The organism is Wenzhouxiangella psychrophila (assembly GCF_042310375.1).
Taxonomy (GTDB): Bacteria; Pseudomonadota; Gammaproteobacteria; order Xanthomonadales; family Wenzhouxiangellaceae; genus Wenzhouxiangella.
The window spans coordinates 333364-346595 of sequence record NZ_JBHJMQ010000002.1; the positions used below are offsets into that span (position 1 = coordinate 333364).

Genomic DNA, 13232 nt, shown 5'->3' on the forward strand with positions numbered 1-13232 from the left:
GGGGATGTCTTTGACCAAAGCTGATCTGGCTGCCGCGCTGTTCGATGAGGTCGGCCTCAACAAGCGCGAAGCCAAGGAATTCGTGGACGCCTGGTTCGAGACGATCCGACAGGCTTTGGAAGACGGCGATCACGTCAAGCTTTCGGGTTTCGGTAACTTCCAGCTGCGCGACAAGAATCAGCGCCCGGGCCGTAACCCCAAGACCGGCGAGGAAATTCCGATATCGGCCCGCCGCGTGGTGACCTTCAAGCCGGGGCAGAAACTGAGAGCGAGAGTGGAAGCGTATGCTGGATCCGGGGAGTAACCAGGAGCTTCCGCCGATACCGGCGAAGCGCTATTTCACCATCGGCGAAGTCAGCGAGCTGTGTGCCGTCAAGCCGCATGTGCTGCGCTACTGGGAGCAGGAGTTTCCGCAACTCAAGCCGGTCAAGCGCCGCGGCAACCGCCGTTACTACCAGCGCCACGACGTGCTGATGGTGCGCCAGATCCGCAGCCTGCTGCACGAACAGGGATTCACCATCCAGGGCGCGCGCCAGCGGCTTGAAGGGGATACGGCGCAGAACGACGTCTCGCGCAGCCAGCAACTGGTCAAGCAGATGCGTGTGGAGCTGGAGGAGATCCTCCACGTATTACGTCGTTAGGATCTGCGGAAAAAACCAGTAACCACGGAATGCACGGAAGGGCACGGAACCTACATCAGTTTTATTTCTTAATTTACTGATTTTTATATATTCCGTGTATTCAGTGTCTTCCGTGGTTCCAATCTTTCAAATCTGCATCTGTCGCATAACTCAGTCGATTCGGGGTAAAATGCCGCTTTTAACCCCAAGCAAGTTTCCGGTCGGAGCGTAGCGCAGCCTGGTAGCGCACCACAATGGGGTTGTGGGGGTCGGGAGTTCGAATCTCCCCGCTCCGACCATTTTCCTTTTTCCCCGCCGTTTTCTGCGGCAGCGTACTGATTCACGAGTCTTTCATCCGGAATGGCGTTCAATACGGCTTCGCAATAAAACTGCCCCGAGCAATTCAGGGCGCCTATTGACCCGAAAGCAGAAGAGAGCCTTCTATGAAAAATCGACCCAAAGTCGCCAACATGCCGGATGTTGCAACGCATGCCCGGGCCCAGGTTGCCGGGAAGCTCGACTGGGTAGGCATGAACAGTATCGAAATGCCGATCCTGCTCGATGCCACCGACGGTACGCATACCCAGACGACGGCGCATGTGAATGCCTTCGTCGATCTGGAGCGGCCGGAGAAGCGCGGGATTCACATGTCGCGCCTGTATCTGCATCTCGACCGGGCCCTGGCCGAACATACTGTCACGCCGGCTCTCCTGCGTCACCTGCTGCGCGATTTCCTGGCCTCGCACGAGGACCTCAGTTCGCGCGCCATGATTCGCCTCGATTTCGACTACATGCTTCGACGCAAGGCGCTGGTCAGCGACAACAGTGGCTGGCGGCGCTATCCCATCAGCATCATCGCCAGCCTGGACGAGCGCGAGTTCGAGATCGAAATGGCACTACAGGTCGCTTACTCGAGCACCTGCCCCTGTTCGGCCGCGCTCGCCCGGCAGTTGATTCAGGATCAGTTTCGCAAGGATTTCGGTGACGAGGGCGCGGTCGACGCTCAGGCGGTACTCGATTGGCTCGGCAGCGAGGAGGGTATCGTGGCCACGCCGCACAGCCAGCGTAGTGCGGCCGACATTCGTCTGCAGCTTGCTCCGAGCTTCGAGGCCTTTCCTTTCGTGGAAATGATCGATGCCGTGGAGGGCGCGCTCAAGACACCAGTCCAGGCGGCGGTCAAGCGCGAGGACGAGCAGGCCTTTGCGCTACTCAACGGTCAGAACCTGATGTTTTGCGAAGACGCAGCACGGCGGGTACAGACGGCCCTGGAGTCCCAGGACCGGGTGATCGACTTCTGGGCCCGTTGCCGCCATTTCGAAAGCCTGCATCCGCACAACGCGGTGGCGATCGTCACCAAGGGTGTGGAAGGCGGCTACGAGCCGATCGACGGTCAGCCGTCCGGATGGCGTCAGGAGTGAGCGCTTACTGACCGTCGACGTTCAGCCCGACCTGCAGGTCGGGCAGGGCGACGCCAATATTTCGTGAGCCGGGTTCGGTCCAGGACTCCGCGACGGTTTCGCCCGATTCGCTGTCCGTGATGGTCAGTCTGAGCAGCGTCTCCTCGTTTCCACGCTCCATGCGGTAGTAATTCAGTTCGATCGAAAAACCGAGGCTCATGTCGGCCGCGTCGAGCGGTTCGATCGCGACGCCAGGCCGCAGGCTGAAATCGCGCGCAACGCGCCATTCATCGCCGTCCCGAATGCCCAGCCAGCCCGAGAAGTCGCGCGCCGGAAAGAAACGGATGACCTGGTCCTGTCCGCGCGGTTCGCCCGATTCAGGGTCCATCAGCCGATCGCCTATCCGGATGCCCCGACCGTCGAAAGCAATCTCCTTGAGCAGACCGACCGCCTCGGCGCCTTCGCCAAAGCGACACGAGGCCGGATCGGTCTCACCGACCAGCCCCCTCTGGGTGACGTGGAAGTTCATCGGGCAGCTACGGCGGACTTCTCCCCCGGGGCCCAGCAGGGCATATCGCCCATTCAGTCGATTGTCGAGTTTTCCGGGTCGGAGGCTCAGGCCGAATCGTCGCTCGTCGGCCCCGTCCGCACTGGACTGAACCAACGAAAATGCCACCCCGTCCGCGTCGGAGGCGGAGCGTTTCTCGATGCTCATTGACTGGATCGCGCGGTCTTTGTCTCGGACGCTGACATACTGGCCGGGCAGTCGCGTCGCGATCTGCTGCAGTACGGGCGAGGGCCGGTCCGGCACGGTTGATGTATCGGGTGTGGCCGCGCAGCCGGTCAGAATCAGCGCCAGCAGGGCGACTGCCGCCCAACCGCCGCCATCAATTCGTTGGCGACGGGCGCGCAGGAACGGGTAGGGCTCAGTGTTGTTCGGCATCCGGGTTCTCGCTCCAGTCGAGCAGCAATGCAGGATCGATGCGCAAGTCGCGAAGGTTCATGCGCCAGTCAAGGTGGGGACCCGTGGCCCGGCCAGTGGCCCCGACCTCGGCGACAACCTGGCCCCGGTCGATCTCGTCGCCGACCTCGACGTGAATGGCGTCGAGGTGGAGGAAGGCCGACACCAGGCCGTGACCGTGATCGATGAACAGGGTGCCGCCGGAAAAGTACATGTCGGGATGGGCCAGGGTCACGATGCCGGAGGCCGGGGCGCGTACCGGCGTTCCCGTCGGGGCCGCAATATCGATGCCCCAGTGCGGGTTGCGTGGTTCGCCGTTGAGAATTCTCTGGCTGCCGTAGACGCCGGTGATCGGTCCGGTCAGGGGCCAGTCAAAGCCGCTTTCCCAGTCCGTTCGCGCATCGCGCCGTTCGCGTGCTTCCCTTGCCTGCCGGGCGTCATCGCGGATCCGCGCCAGTACGGACTCGGGTGGCGTGACCTTGTCCTGGGGCAGGCCGTCGATGCGCTGGATATCGAATTCGCGCGGCTCGGGTTTCAGTCGACGCTCGAGCCGCATGCCGGAGGGCAGAACGATTTCGACCCGGGCCGGTTCGGTTTGCTCGCGACCGAAGGCGACCAGGAAGCGTCCGTCATCGGTGGTCATGACGGGTTCGCCGTCAACGCTGATCGAGCTGCCCGCGGGGGCGTCGCCGACCACCATTCCGCCCTGGGCTGTTTCACCTTCGAATTCGACGGGGCCGTCGTCGGAGGCTTGGGCGGACACAAAGAGGGAAAACAGAAGGCCGGTAACAAGCCATTGTGAAAAACCGTTGTCAGGCATTGCCACCTCCGCGGATGTCCAGTTTCTGTCCGGGCTGAAGGGTTGCTCCCTTGCTGAGTCCGTTCCAGCGCATGAGGTCGTTGACGGAAACGCCGTGGCGCCGGGCAATCGTCCAGAGCGAGTCGCCTCGCTGCACGGTGTACTGGCGGGTTGCGCCGGAGCCCGGTTGGGATACATTGACCAGGATACGATCGCCCGGTCGGATGAGGGCGTTGTTTCCGAGACCGTTCCATTGCTGCAGTTTGTCGACCGTCACGTCGTATCGCCGTGCAATGACCCAGAGATTTTCGCCCGGACGAACCTGGTGCTGGAAGCGTTTTGTCGGCAGGAGGCGTTGCTGGAGGCGCTCGAGCTGAGCGTATCGCTCGGCGTAGGGCGAGTTTTCGGGTGTGCGGCCATTGTCGGCCAGGCGCAGCTTCTGGCCGGCGCGAAGAAAATCACTCTCAAGGCTGTTGGCCTCACGCAGCTGGCGCACCGTCGTGTTGTGGCGCCGGGCCAGGTGGGAGAGCGTATCGCCCGGGCGCACGCTGACCTCGCGCCAGACGATCATGTCCGAGCTGTCGAGCTGGTCAAGCACTTCGCGCACGCGTTCAGCTTGCGCGGCCGGCACCATCAGGTGGTGCGGCCCGCCCGGCGGCGTCAGGTGACCATTGAGTCCCGGATTGATGGCGACCAGCTCGGCGATATCGATGTCGGCGGCCGCCGACAGGGCGACGATGTCGACCGGTCCGTTCAATTCGATGCGCTTGATCTGGGGTCGGTTATCCCAGATCGGTACTTGGAAGCCGAATCGGGCCGGCTCTGCAAAGAGGCACCCGAGCCCGTTGAGTTTTGGCACGTAACCCAGGGTTTCGCGCGGAAGGCTGAGCACATTCCATTCACTGCCCCGGCCGGCGCGGCGATTGCGGGTGATTGCACGCTGTACCCGACCCTGGCCGCCATTATAGGCGGCAAGCGCCAGGTTCCAGTCGCCGAACTTGTTGTTGAGATACTCCAGGTAGTTCAGCGCCGCCCGTGTGGCGGCCCACACGTCCCGCCGTCCGTCATAGAAATCATTGATCTCGATGCCGCGCTCACGCGCGGTGGCGCTGACGAACTGCCAGGTGCCGGCCGCCTGGCCGTGCGAGTAGGCGAAGGGGTCGTAAGCCGATTCGACGATCGGCAGCAGGGCGAGCTCACCCGGCAACTGCCGGCGCTCGAGTTCACCGGCGATGTCGTAGAGCCATGGCCGGGCGCGGTCGAGCACGCGCCCCATGTACTGGTCATGTTCCCCGTACCAGCGGGCCCATTGTTCGGCGCGGCTGTCGGCTGCGCACTCCGTAAACTCGAAACGTTCAACCAATCGCGCCCAAAGATGGGGTGGGCGGGATGTCTGCGGTTCGGGTTCCGCTTCCAGGCCCCGACCCAGGTGGCGAGTGGCTTCCTCGACCACGGCGAATGGATCGGGCAGGTCTGCCGGATTGCGTTGGACGACAGGCTCGGTTTCCGGCGGCTCTGTCTCGAGCATGGCGCAGCCGGAAGCGGCGATGACGAGCAATGTAACGCTCAGTTGCAGGAGTTTTCGGGGGCCGCGCATGGCGCAACGTGATGGAAGCTCTGATTGCATGAATTCGCTCGGGCTCGTGCAGCGGTCACGTGCCGCCATGAGTATAAAGATCAATTGATTGGATGCGGTGGACGTTCGGTGGGACGGGTACAATATCAGTCATGACAAATCAATCTTCGCATATCTCGCGCGAAAGCATTCGCGCTGCTTTGGACGATGCCGGCCGACCGGTTTCGCGCCGCCAGCTTTCCCACCTGTTCGGACTGGACAAGCCGCAGTCGGACGAGTTTCTAAGACCGATACTGATGGAGATGGTTGCATCGGGTGAACTGGTCAAGAACCGGCGTGCGGCCTATGGCCTGCCTTCGCAGATGGATCTCGTCTCCGGCCGGATCAGCGCCCACCCGGATGGTTATGGCTTCGTCGTGACCGACGGTGACAGCGACGATCTGTTCCTGGCGCCGAAGCAGATGCGCCAGGTCTTCAATGGCGACCGTGTGCTGGCGGCCGTCACGGCGGTGGATCGTCGAGGCCGCAAGGAGGGCGCGATCGTCGAGGTTGTCGAGCGTGTCCACGCGCAGGTCGCCGGGCGATTACTGGTCGAGTCGGGCGTGGCTACCGTGGTTCCCGACGATCCCCGCCTGACGCAGGACATTCTCGTTCCGCCCGAGCGGGTGGGCAAGGCCAAGCCGGGCCAGGTCGTGGTTGTACGCATCGACAAGCCGCCGACCATGAAGCGTGGCGCGGTGGGCGAGATCATCGCGGTACTCGGTCATGCCGACGAGCCGGGCATCGCCACGGATATTGCCGTATACAGCCACCAGCTGCCCTGGGAGTTTCCGGAGGCGGTCGTCGAGGAGGCTGACACGTTCGGCGAGCAGGTCGATCCAAAAACGGCAGGCGAGCGTCTCGACCTGCGCGATCTGCCACTGGTGACCATCGACGGTGCCGATGCGCGAGATCTCGACGACGCGGTGTTCGCCGAGCCCCGCGGGGACGGATTCCGGGTGATGGTAGCCATTGCCGATGTGGCCGAGTACGTGCACCCCGGCCGGCCGCTGGACGACGAGGCCGAGAATCGCGGCACCTCGGTCTACTTTCCCGACCGCGTCATTCCGATGTTGCCCGAGGCGCTGTCCAACGGACTGTGCTCGCTCAACCCCAAGGTCGACCGCCTGTGCCTGGTATGCGAAATGCAGGTCGACGGCAAGGGCAAGGTGACTTCAAGCCGTTTCCACGAGGCGGTGATGCGTTCACACGCGCGGCTGACCTATGACCATGTGCGGCGCATCATGGAAGCTGGCGACCCGGAGCTGACCGAGCGATTCGGCCACGTTTTGGGCAATCTGCAGGCCCTGTTCGAGGTCTACCGGCTTTTCTTCCGTCGCCGGGAACAGCGCGGCGCGCTGGATTTCGACTCGCAGCAGGCGTATTTCGAATTCGACACAGACGGGCGGGTGGCCAACATCCGGCTTCAGCAGCGTCACGATGCGCACCGCCTGATCGAGGAGCTGATGGTCGCGGCCAATGTCGAGGCGGCCAAGTTCGTCGGTCGCGGCAAGCTGCCCATGCTCTACCGCGTGCATGAGCCGCCGCCGTCGGAGAAGCTCGAAGGGCTCGAGGAGTTCCTGCGCGTCAACGGCATCCAGGTGCGCTGGTCGGAAACGCCCGATCCGCAGCAGTTCGCCGCCATCCAGAACAAGGTGGCGGGTCAGCCGAACCAGTCCCTGGTCAACGCGCAATTGCTGCGCAGTCTCAGCATGGCCGTCTACCAGCCCGAGAACAAGGGGCATTTCGGCCTGGCGCTCGAGCACTACGCGCATTTCACGTCCCCGATCCGCCGCTACCCCGACCTGCTGCTGCACCGCGCGATCAAGCACCTGTGCCGCAACCAGAAGCGCGGGGACTTCCATTACGGCCACACGCGCATGGAAGAGCTGGGCCGGCACTGCTCCTGGACCGAGCGACGGGCCGAAGACGCCTCGCGCGACGTCGAGGAACGCCTCAAGTGCCAGTTCATGCAACGCCATGTTGGCGACGTCTTCGACGGCATCATTTCCGGCGTGACCAGTTTCGGGCTGTTCGTGGAGATCGACGGTCTGGCCGTCAGCGGCCTCGTACACGTCACCGCACTGCCCAACGATTACTATCATTTCGACCCGGTCAGTTCCAGCCTGACGGGCAAGCGCCGCGGCATCCGTTACCGTCTTGCCGACCGCGTCCGTGTCGAAGTCATTGCCGTCAACCTCGAAGAGCGCAAGATCGATTTTCGGCTTTTCGAGCAAGAGGATGATTGAACGGCACAGCGAACATGAAGCGTGAACTGGCGATGGGCATCAATGCCGTCGAGGGGCTGGTCCGAAACGCCCCCGAACGGATCGTGCGTGCCTGGCTCAAACCGGGCAACAGGCGGCTCGACCTGCTTGAGGAGGCATTGCGCTCGACTGGTATTGCCCTCGAGCATGCCGACGAGCGTTCGCTCGATCGCATGGCCGGCAAGGTTCGTCACCAGGGTGTGATCGCCGAGTTCAACCCGCGCCAGCCCGGTGACGACCGTCGCTTGCAGGATTTGCTTGATGAAATCGACGAGCGGGCGCTTTTCCTGGTGCTCGACGGTGTTCAGGATCCCGGCAATCTGGGCGCCTGCCTGCGCACCGCGGCCGCGGCCGGCGTGACCGCCGTCGTCATTCCGCGCAACAAGGCCGTGGGGCTTACACCCGCGGCGCGCCGTGCGGCCGCCGGTGCGGCCGAACGCGTCGAACTGGTGATCGTGACCAACCTGGCCCGCAGCCTGCGTCTGCTGGCGGATCACGACGTCTGGCGCGTCGGGCTGGCGGCCGGAGCCGGGCAGCGCCTTGCCGACGCGCGGCTGGAAGGTCGGCTGGCGGTGGTGCTCGGCGGTGAGGAGGGCGGCATGCGCCGGCTCACCCGAGAGCACTGCGACGAGTTGGTCGAGATACCCATGCCGGGGGCCATCGAAAGCCTGAATGTATCGGTCGCGACGGGCATTGCCCTGTTTGCCGCCGTCGAGAGGAGGATGTGATGAGGGCCAACTTCGGTTTCCGGGTGGATCTTCCGGACTGGATGGAGGAGTTCGCCGAGAAGCTGCCCGATCGCCTGCCCAGCGCGCGCGAGCGGATGGCTGTGGCCATCAGCCTGGCCGACCAGAATGAGCGCCGCAAGACCGGGGGACCATTCGGCGCCCTGGTGGTGGCGCAGGAAAGTGGTGAGGTTGTGGCCCTCGGGGTCAACCGCGTGGAGCATCAGCTATGTTCGGCGGCCCATGCCGAAATCGTGGCCTTGAGCGTGGCTCAGCGGGTGATGGGGTCGTGGAGCCTGGCCAGCACGAGACTGGGTGCTCTGCAGCTTGTCACTTCCTGCGAGCCCTGCGCCATGTGCTTCGGAGCCATTCCCTGGTCGGGTGTGAGCTCGGTTCTGTGTGGCGCAACCAAGGCCGATGCCGAGGCGTCGGGGTTCGATGAAGGAGCCAAGCCGGACGACTGGGTCGAGGCGCTCGAGCGGCGCGGTATCGAGGTTCGGTCGGGGGTCCTGCGCGAAGAGGCCGCGCGTGTACTGGAGCGCTATGCTTCCCGGGGGAATACCATCTACAACCCCTGAGCACAAAAAAACCGGGGCGGCGGACCGCCCCGGTTTTCCATTTCAGGCCTTCATGGGCCCGAGTCATTCAACTTAAGCGAATGATTACTGCAGCATTTCGGTCAGCTTCTGCTGCAGTTCGGGATCGTTCTGGATCGCCATGGCGATCTGGTTGAACGATTCCACGTCCAGGCCCGCGTCCTCGACGGCAGCGGTCATTTCTTCGTTGGCCTGGCGCTGCAGGTCCTGAGCCTTCTCCGGATCTTCGACTTCCTGCAGGCGCGAGGAGAAGTCCTGCTGGATGCCGGAAATCTCGGTCTGCGCTTCAGCAAACTGCTCGAGCTGCTGGTCGCTGACGTCGATGGTTTCAGGCTGCTGCTGTTGCGGTGGCGTTTGCTGACCTTCCTGGGCCACGACGGCCAGGCTGAAGGTCAGGGCGATGAGAGCGGCGAAGAGCTTGGAAGTATTGCCAATGGTCATGTTTCACTCCTTGGTGTCATGTGAGTTTGTCTTGGCGCTTCGGTATATGCAATGGGCGTGCCAGGTGTGGCGTATAAATAAAATCAAGGGTTTACGGCCGGTGCCTGGTTGGCACGCGCGGGTTTTGATGTGTCATAATGATACATGTGACTTTCCTGAGAGCACTTCGAAGCCTTCGTTTGCAGCTCGCACTGCTGGTGGTGCTGCCGCTTGCCGTTTTCGGCACGCTGGCGGTGTGGCTGACCTATGCGGCAGTCGAGGACACGGTCGAGAGCCGGCTGGAGAAGGAGATCGAACTGGTCGCGCGGGCGACGCGTGTACCGGTGGAGCGGGCCCTGCAGGAAGGTAATCTCGACAGCATCAAGCAGACGCTCGATGCGGTCTTCGAGATCGGAAGGGTTTACGGTGCCTATGTCTATGGTGCCGGCGGTCGACGCATCGCCGTGGCGGGCGAGGCCTATCCGGGCCGGCGCGAACAGATCGAGGCCGTCGAGCTGGTGGAGATGGGGGAGGAGCTGGGCCGTTATGCCCAGCTCGCCGGCGAGGACGTGTTTTCCTATTTCGTGCCCCTGACCGGCCCTACCGGCCGAATCGAGGGGCTCCTGCAGGTCGTACGCCTGGAAAGCGAAATCACGCAGCGTCTCAATCAGATCCGGAACCGGACCTGGCTGGCATGGGCGGCGGTGATGGTCGTCATGCTGATGATCGTTGCCATCGGCTACAAGTTGGCCGTAGGGCGCCACGTCGAACGGCTCGTCGGTTCGATGGCACGCATCGAGTCCGGCGATCGCTCGCATCGTGCCGGAACCGACGGGCCGATCGAGATCTCGGGCGTTGCCGCGGCATTCAACCGGATGCTCGACGGTCTCGATCGCATGGCCGGACAGCTCGCCGAGCAGCGCCAGGAACGACGACGAATGGAACGGCGCATGCTGGCCCAGGAGAGTCTGGCCCGGCTGGGACAGTTTTCCTCGGGGGTTGCGCACGAGCTCGGCGCGCCACTGACCGTCATAGACGCCGATACCCGTCGCCTGCAGCGCGACGAGGGCTTGTCCGAGGATTCCAGGCGCCGGCTCGAGCGTATTCGCAGGCAGGTCAACCGCACGCGGGAGCTCATCAACCAGCTCATGGAGTTCGCGCGCAGCGACCGATCCGAGCCTGAGATCGTGGACCTTCGCCGCTTGCTTCAGCGCGTGCTGGCCAGCATTCGACCCGAGTGCGAAAGCCGGGGCATCGAGCTGGAATACGATGAGCCCGAGCGTCGGCTTCAGACGGAAGGGTGGTCGATTCGTCTCGAGCATGCGCTGCTCAATCTCGTCCGGAATGCCGTCCAGGCGGCTGAAACGCGAGTGCGAGTCAGCCTGGATGTCGACGACGGGGGGCGCATCGCGGCGGTGGTCGAGGACGATGGCCCCGGTGTGCCGCCAGCCCAGCGGGAGCGTATTTTTGAACCATTCCATACGGCCGGCAAGGGGCGTGGCGGTACCGGGCTCGGCCTGGCCATCGTCCATGGCGTGGCCGAAGAGCACGGGGCTTCAATCGAGGTCGGTGAGAGCGAGGTGCTCGGGGGAAGTCGTATGACCCTGGTGCTCCCGGAGCAATCGAAATGAGCGAAAGTGCGCGCATCCTGGTCGTCGAGGACGATCGCAGCCTGGCCGAGCTGCTGGTGGAGGAGCTCGAAGCCGAGGGCTGGAAGGTCGATGCCCAGCCGAGCGCCGAAAGGGCGCTGGAAATCATCGATGAATTCGAGCCGGACCTGGTCGTCAGTGACCTGCAGTTGCCCGATATGGACGGGCTGGCATTGCTCGAGCGTCTGCGGCAGCGCCATGCGCCGCCTGCGGTGCTGATGATCAGCGCCTACGGTACGGTCGAACGCGCGGTCGCCGCGCTCCAGGCCGGGGCGGAGAACTTTCTGACCAAGCCCCTGGACATGGATCATTTCGTGCTCAGCGTGCAGCGCCTGGTCAATAACCGCCGGCTGTACGAGGAAGTGCAGCGTTTTCGCCAATTGCTCGATGGCCCATCCTTCCACGGCATGCAGGGATCGAGTCGCGTGATGCGCGTTCTTTTCGACCGCATTCGTCAGATTGCCCGGTCCGACGGCCCGGTATTGATCACCGGTGAATCCGGTACCGGCAAGGACCTGGTCGCCCGGGCGATTCATGCCGAGAGCCCGCGGGCAGAGAAACCCTTTCTGGCCGTCAACTGTGCGGGCATTCCGGCCGACCTGATGGAGTCGGAGTTCTTCGGTCATGCCGAAGGCGCCTTCTCCGGCGCCGACCGGGCGCGCAAGGGGCTGTTTCGGGAAGCCCAGGGCGGCACGCTGTTTCTCGACGAGATCGGCGAGATGCCGCTTTCGCTCCAGGCCAAGATGCTGCGTGCATTGCAGGACGGCCAGGTCCGGCCCGTGGGCGCCGAGCGCGAACACCAGGTGGACGTGCGCCTGGTTGCGGCGACCAACCAGGACCTGTACGAGCGCGTCAAGGGCGGTCAGTTCCGGGAGGATCTCTATTACCGGCTCGAGGCCTTCCAGCTCGAGGTGCCACCCCTCCGGGAGCGCGGCGAGGACGTGGAGATGCTGGCCATGCAGTTCGTCGGGCGGTTCGCCGCCGCGCGCCAGCGACCGGCGCGCTCGATCAGCAACGAGGCCCTCATGCTGATTCGCGATTACGCCTGGCCCGGCAACGTACGCGAGTTGAGCAACGCGATGGAGCGTGCGGTCACCTTTTGCGAAAGCCAGGAAATCGAGAGCGATCATCTGCCCGAGCGGGTTCGACGGGCCGCGGGCGCTGACAGCGCCGAGCAGGGAGATTCGCTTGCCACGATCCTCGGACAGGGCGAGATGCTGCCGACCCTCGACGAGCTGCGCCGCCGCTATGTACACCATGTTCTCGAAAAGGTCGACGGTAACAAGCGCCGCGCGGCCGCCTTGCTGGGTGTGGGACGACGAACGCTGTATCGTTGGCTCGATGAGGACTGACTTCATTCAGGCCAGGTTGAACTGTTTGTGTTCATATGGAGCCATGATCAACGCCGTGCCTCGCGCGACGTTGTTGGCAACGTCCTCAGCCATGAGGTCGCAAACAATCGTTTTCCCTTTCCCGTTGCACTAAGCCAAGGAGTTTGCATGAGGACCCTGACACAGAAAATTTCCGGACCGCTCGTTGTGGCAGTCATCCTGTTTGCGAGCGCCTGCGCCACCACCGACCCCTACACCGGCGAGGAACGGACCTCGCGCACCGGCCAGGGTGCGGCCATCGGGGCCGGGGTCGGCGCCGTCCTGGGTGCCATCACGGGCGGGGACCGTCTTGAGCGCGCGGCCATCGGTGCCGGGATCGGTGCGCTCAGCGGGGCGGCCATCGGCAACTACATGGATCGCCAGGAGGCGGAGCTGCGGCGGCAGCTTGAAGGAACCGGGGTGAGCGTGACCCGTCGCGGTGACGAGATCATTCTCAACATGCCGGGCAACGTTACTTTCGACTTCGACAGCGCGAGCCTGCGCTCGGAGTTCTTCGAAGTGCTCGACTCGGTCGCCCTGGTGCTCGAGGAATTCGAGAAGACCGTGCTGGTCATCGACGGCCATACCGACTCCACCGGATCGCGCAGCTACAACATGGAGCTGTCTCAGCGCAGGGCCGAAGCGGTGGGCGACTACCTCGTTTCCCGGGATATCAATCCCGTGCGGCTGGCCAGCTACGGCTACGGTCCGGATCACCCGATCGCGAGCAACGAAACTGAACAGGGCCGTCAGGCGAACCGACGTGTGGAGCTGACGCTCATGCCGGTCACCGAGGAGTGACCGGTAAGGAGT

Annotated in this window: 13 protein-coding genes and 1 tRNA gene; 10 read left to right on the forward strand and 4 right to left on the reverse strand. The window is 63.6% G+C overall.

Annotated features, from left to right (window positions below):
- Positions 1 to 4 precede the first annotated feature (4 nt).
- The 4 genes from ACDC66_RS04165 (at position 5) to folE2 (ending at position 2038) form a co-directional block, all read left to right on the forward strand.
- Positions 5 to 304 carry an integration host factor subunit alpha gene (locus ACDC66_RS04165; protein ID WP_376695412.1) on the forward strand — a complete coding sequence of 100 codons (300 nt, stop codon included), beginning with the start codon at positions 5 to 7 and terminating at the stop codon, positions 302 to 304.
- Positions 285 to 641 (forward strand): MerR family transcriptional regulator, encoded by a 357-nt coding sequence (locus ACDC66_RS04170; RefSeq protein WP_376695413.1) that lies wholly within the window; start codon positions 285 to 287, stop codon positions 639 to 641. Before ACDC66_RS04165 ends, ACDC66_RS04170 begins: the two co-directional genes overlap by 20 nt.
- 201 nt (positions 642 to 842) lie before the next feature.
- Positions 843 to 919, forward strand: a tRNA-Pro gene (locus ACDC66_RS04175).
- 144 nt (positions 920 to 1063) lie between these two features.
- Positions 1064 to 2038: a GTP cyclohydrolase FolE2 gene (gene folE2 / locus ACDC66_RS04180; RefSeq protein WP_376695414.1), complete on the forward strand. Its 975-nt coding sequence runs from the start codon at positions 1064 to 1066 to the stop codon at positions 2036 to 2038.
- A 4-nt stretch (positions 2039 to 2042) separates the two neighbouring features.
- On the opposite strand, the gene ACDC66_RS04185 is transcribed toward folE2, so the two are convergent.
- From ACDC66_RS04185 to ACDC66_RS04195, 3 genes are read right to left on the reverse strand one after another with little or no spacing between them, the layout of a single operon-like run.
- Positions 2043 to 2960, reverse strand: a complete 918-nt coding sequence (locus ACDC66_RS04185; protein ID WP_376695415.1) for a hypothetical protein — start codon at positions 2958 to 2960, stop codon at positions 2043 to 2045.
- Positions 2944 to 3798, reverse strand: a complete 855-nt coding sequence (locus ACDC66_RS04190; RefSeq protein WP_376695416.1) for a M23 family metallopeptidase — start codon at positions 3796 to 3798, stop codon at positions 2944 to 2946. Before ACDC66_RS04190 ends, ACDC66_RS04185 begins: the two co-directional genes overlap by 17 nt.
- Positions 3791 to 5404: a LysM peptidoglycan-binding domain-containing protein gene (locus ACDC66_RS04195; RefSeq protein WP_376695417.1), complete on the reverse strand. Its 1614-nt coding sequence runs from the start codon at positions 5402 to 5404 to the stop codon at positions 3791 to 3793. Before ACDC66_RS04195 ends, ACDC66_RS04190 begins: the two co-directional genes overlap by 8 nt.
- A gap of 101 nt (positions 5405 to 5505) precedes the next feature.
- On the opposite strand from ACDC66_RS04195, the gene rnr reads away from it, so the two are divergent.
- Genes rnr through ACDC66_RS04210 form a run of 3 tightly spaced genes read left to right on the forward strand, consistent with a single transcriptional unit; the run spans position 5506 to position 8962 of the window.
- Positions 5506 to 7641 carry a ribonuclease R gene (rnr, locus tag ACDC66_RS04200; protein ID WP_376695418.1) on the forward strand — a complete coding sequence of 712 codons (2136 nt, stop codon included), beginning with the start codon at positions 5506 to 5508 and terminating at the stop codon, positions 7639 to 7641.
- 14 nt (positions 7642 to 7655) lie between these two features.
- Positions 7656 to 8387 (forward strand): 23S rRNA (guanosine(2251)-2'-O)-methyltransferase RlmB, encoded by a 732-nt coding sequence (gene rlmB, locus ACDC66_RS04205; RefSeq protein WP_376695419.1) that lies wholly within the window; start codon positions 7656 to 7658, stop codon positions 8385 to 8387.
- Positions 8387 to 8962, forward strand: a complete 576-nt coding sequence (locus ACDC66_RS04210; protein ID WP_376695420.1) for a nucleoside deaminase — start codon at positions 8387 to 8389, stop codon at positions 8960 to 8962. Before rlmB ends, ACDC66_RS04210 begins: the two co-directional genes overlap by 1 nt.
- A gap of 84 nt (positions 8963 to 9046) precedes the next feature.
- On the opposite strand, the gene ACDC66_RS04215 is transcribed toward ACDC66_RS04210, so the two are convergent.
- A complete protein-coding gene (locus tag ACDC66_RS04215) occupies positions 9047 to 9421 on the reverse strand; it encodes a DUF4168 domain-containing protein (protein WP_376695421.1) in 375 nt (124 codons plus the stop codon).
- Between the two features lie 179 nt (positions 9422 to 9600).
- Here ACDC66_RS04215 and ACDC66_RS04220 point away from each other — a divergent pair, with 179 nt between their 5' ends.
- The 3 genes from ACDC66_RS04220 to ACDC66_RS04230 all read left to right on the forward strand — a co-directional run bounded on the left by ACDC66_RS04220 (position 9601) and on the right by ACDC66_RS04230 (position 13220).
- A complete protein-coding gene (locus ACDC66_RS04220; RefSeq protein ID WP_376695422.1) occupies positions 9601 to 11031 on the forward strand; it encodes a sensor histidine kinase in 1431 nt (476 codons plus the stop codon).
- Positions 11028 to 12401, forward strand: a complete 1374-nt coding sequence (locus ACDC66_RS04225; protein ID WP_376695423.1) for a sigma-54-dependent transcriptional regulator — start codon at positions 11028 to 11030, stop codon at positions 12399 to 12401. The genes ACDC66_RS04220 and ACDC66_RS04225 overlap by 4 nt, the downstream gene beginning before the upstream one ends.
- 147 nt (positions 12402 to 12548) lie before the next feature.
- Positions 12549 to 13220, forward strand: a complete 672-nt coding sequence (locus ACDC66_RS04230; RefSeq protein ID WP_376695424.1) for an OmpA family protein — start codon at positions 12549 to 12551, stop codon at positions 13218 to 13220.
- The last annotated feature ends 12 nt before the right edge of the window (positions 13221 to 13232 follow it).

Excerpts from the sequence above, each read along its gene's own strand:
- ACDC66_RS04165 (WP_376695412.1), top strand. The coding sequence starts at position 5 with ATGTCTTTGACCAAAGCTGATCTGGCTGCCGCGCTGTTCGATGAGGTC.
- ACDC66_RS04170 (WP_376695413.1), top strand. The coding sequence starts at position 285 with ATGCTGGATCCGGGGAGTAACCAGGAGCTTCCGCCGATACCGGCGAAG.
- folE2 (WP_376695414.1), top strand. The coding sequence starts at position 1,064 with ATGAAAAATCGACCCAAAGTCGCCAACATGCCGGATGTTGCAACGCAT.
- ACDC66_RS04185 (WP_376695415.1), bottom strand. The coding sequence starts at position 2,960 with ATGCCGAACAACACTGAGCCCTACCCGTTCCTGCGCGCCCGTCGCCAA.
- ACDC66_RS04190 (WP_376695416.1), bottom strand. The coding sequence starts at position 3,798 with ATGCCTGACAACGGTTTTTCACAATGGCTTGTTACCGGCCTTCTGTTT.
- ACDC66_RS04195 (WP_376695417.1), bottom strand. The coding sequence starts at position 5,404 with ATGCAATCAGAGCTTCCATCACGTTGCGCCATGCGCGGCCCCCGAAAA.
- rnr (WP_376695418.1), top strand. The coding sequence starts at position 5,506 with ATGACAAATCAATCTTCGCATATCTCGCGCGAAAGCATTCGCGCTGCT.
- rlmB (WP_376695419.1), top strand. The coding sequence starts at position 7,656 with ATGAAGCGTGAACTGGCGATGGGCATCAATGCCGTCGAGGGGCTGGTC.
- ACDC66_RS04210 (WP_376695420.1), top strand. The coding sequence starts at position 8,387 with ATGAGGGCCAACTTCGGTTTCCGGGTGGATCTTCCGGACTGGATGGAG.
- ACDC66_RS04215 (WP_376695421.1), bottom strand. The coding sequence starts at position 9,421 with ATGACCATTGGCAATACTTCCAAGCTCTTCGCCGCTCTCATCGCCCTG.
- ACDC66_RS04225 (WP_376695423.1), top strand. The coding sequence starts at position 11,028 with ATGAGCGAAAGTGCGCGCATCCTGGTCGTCGAGGACGATCGCAGCCTG.
- ACDC66_RS04230 (WP_376695424.1), top strand. The coding sequence starts at position 12,549 with ATGAGGACCCTGACACAGAAAATTTCCGGACCGCTCGTTGTGGCAGTC.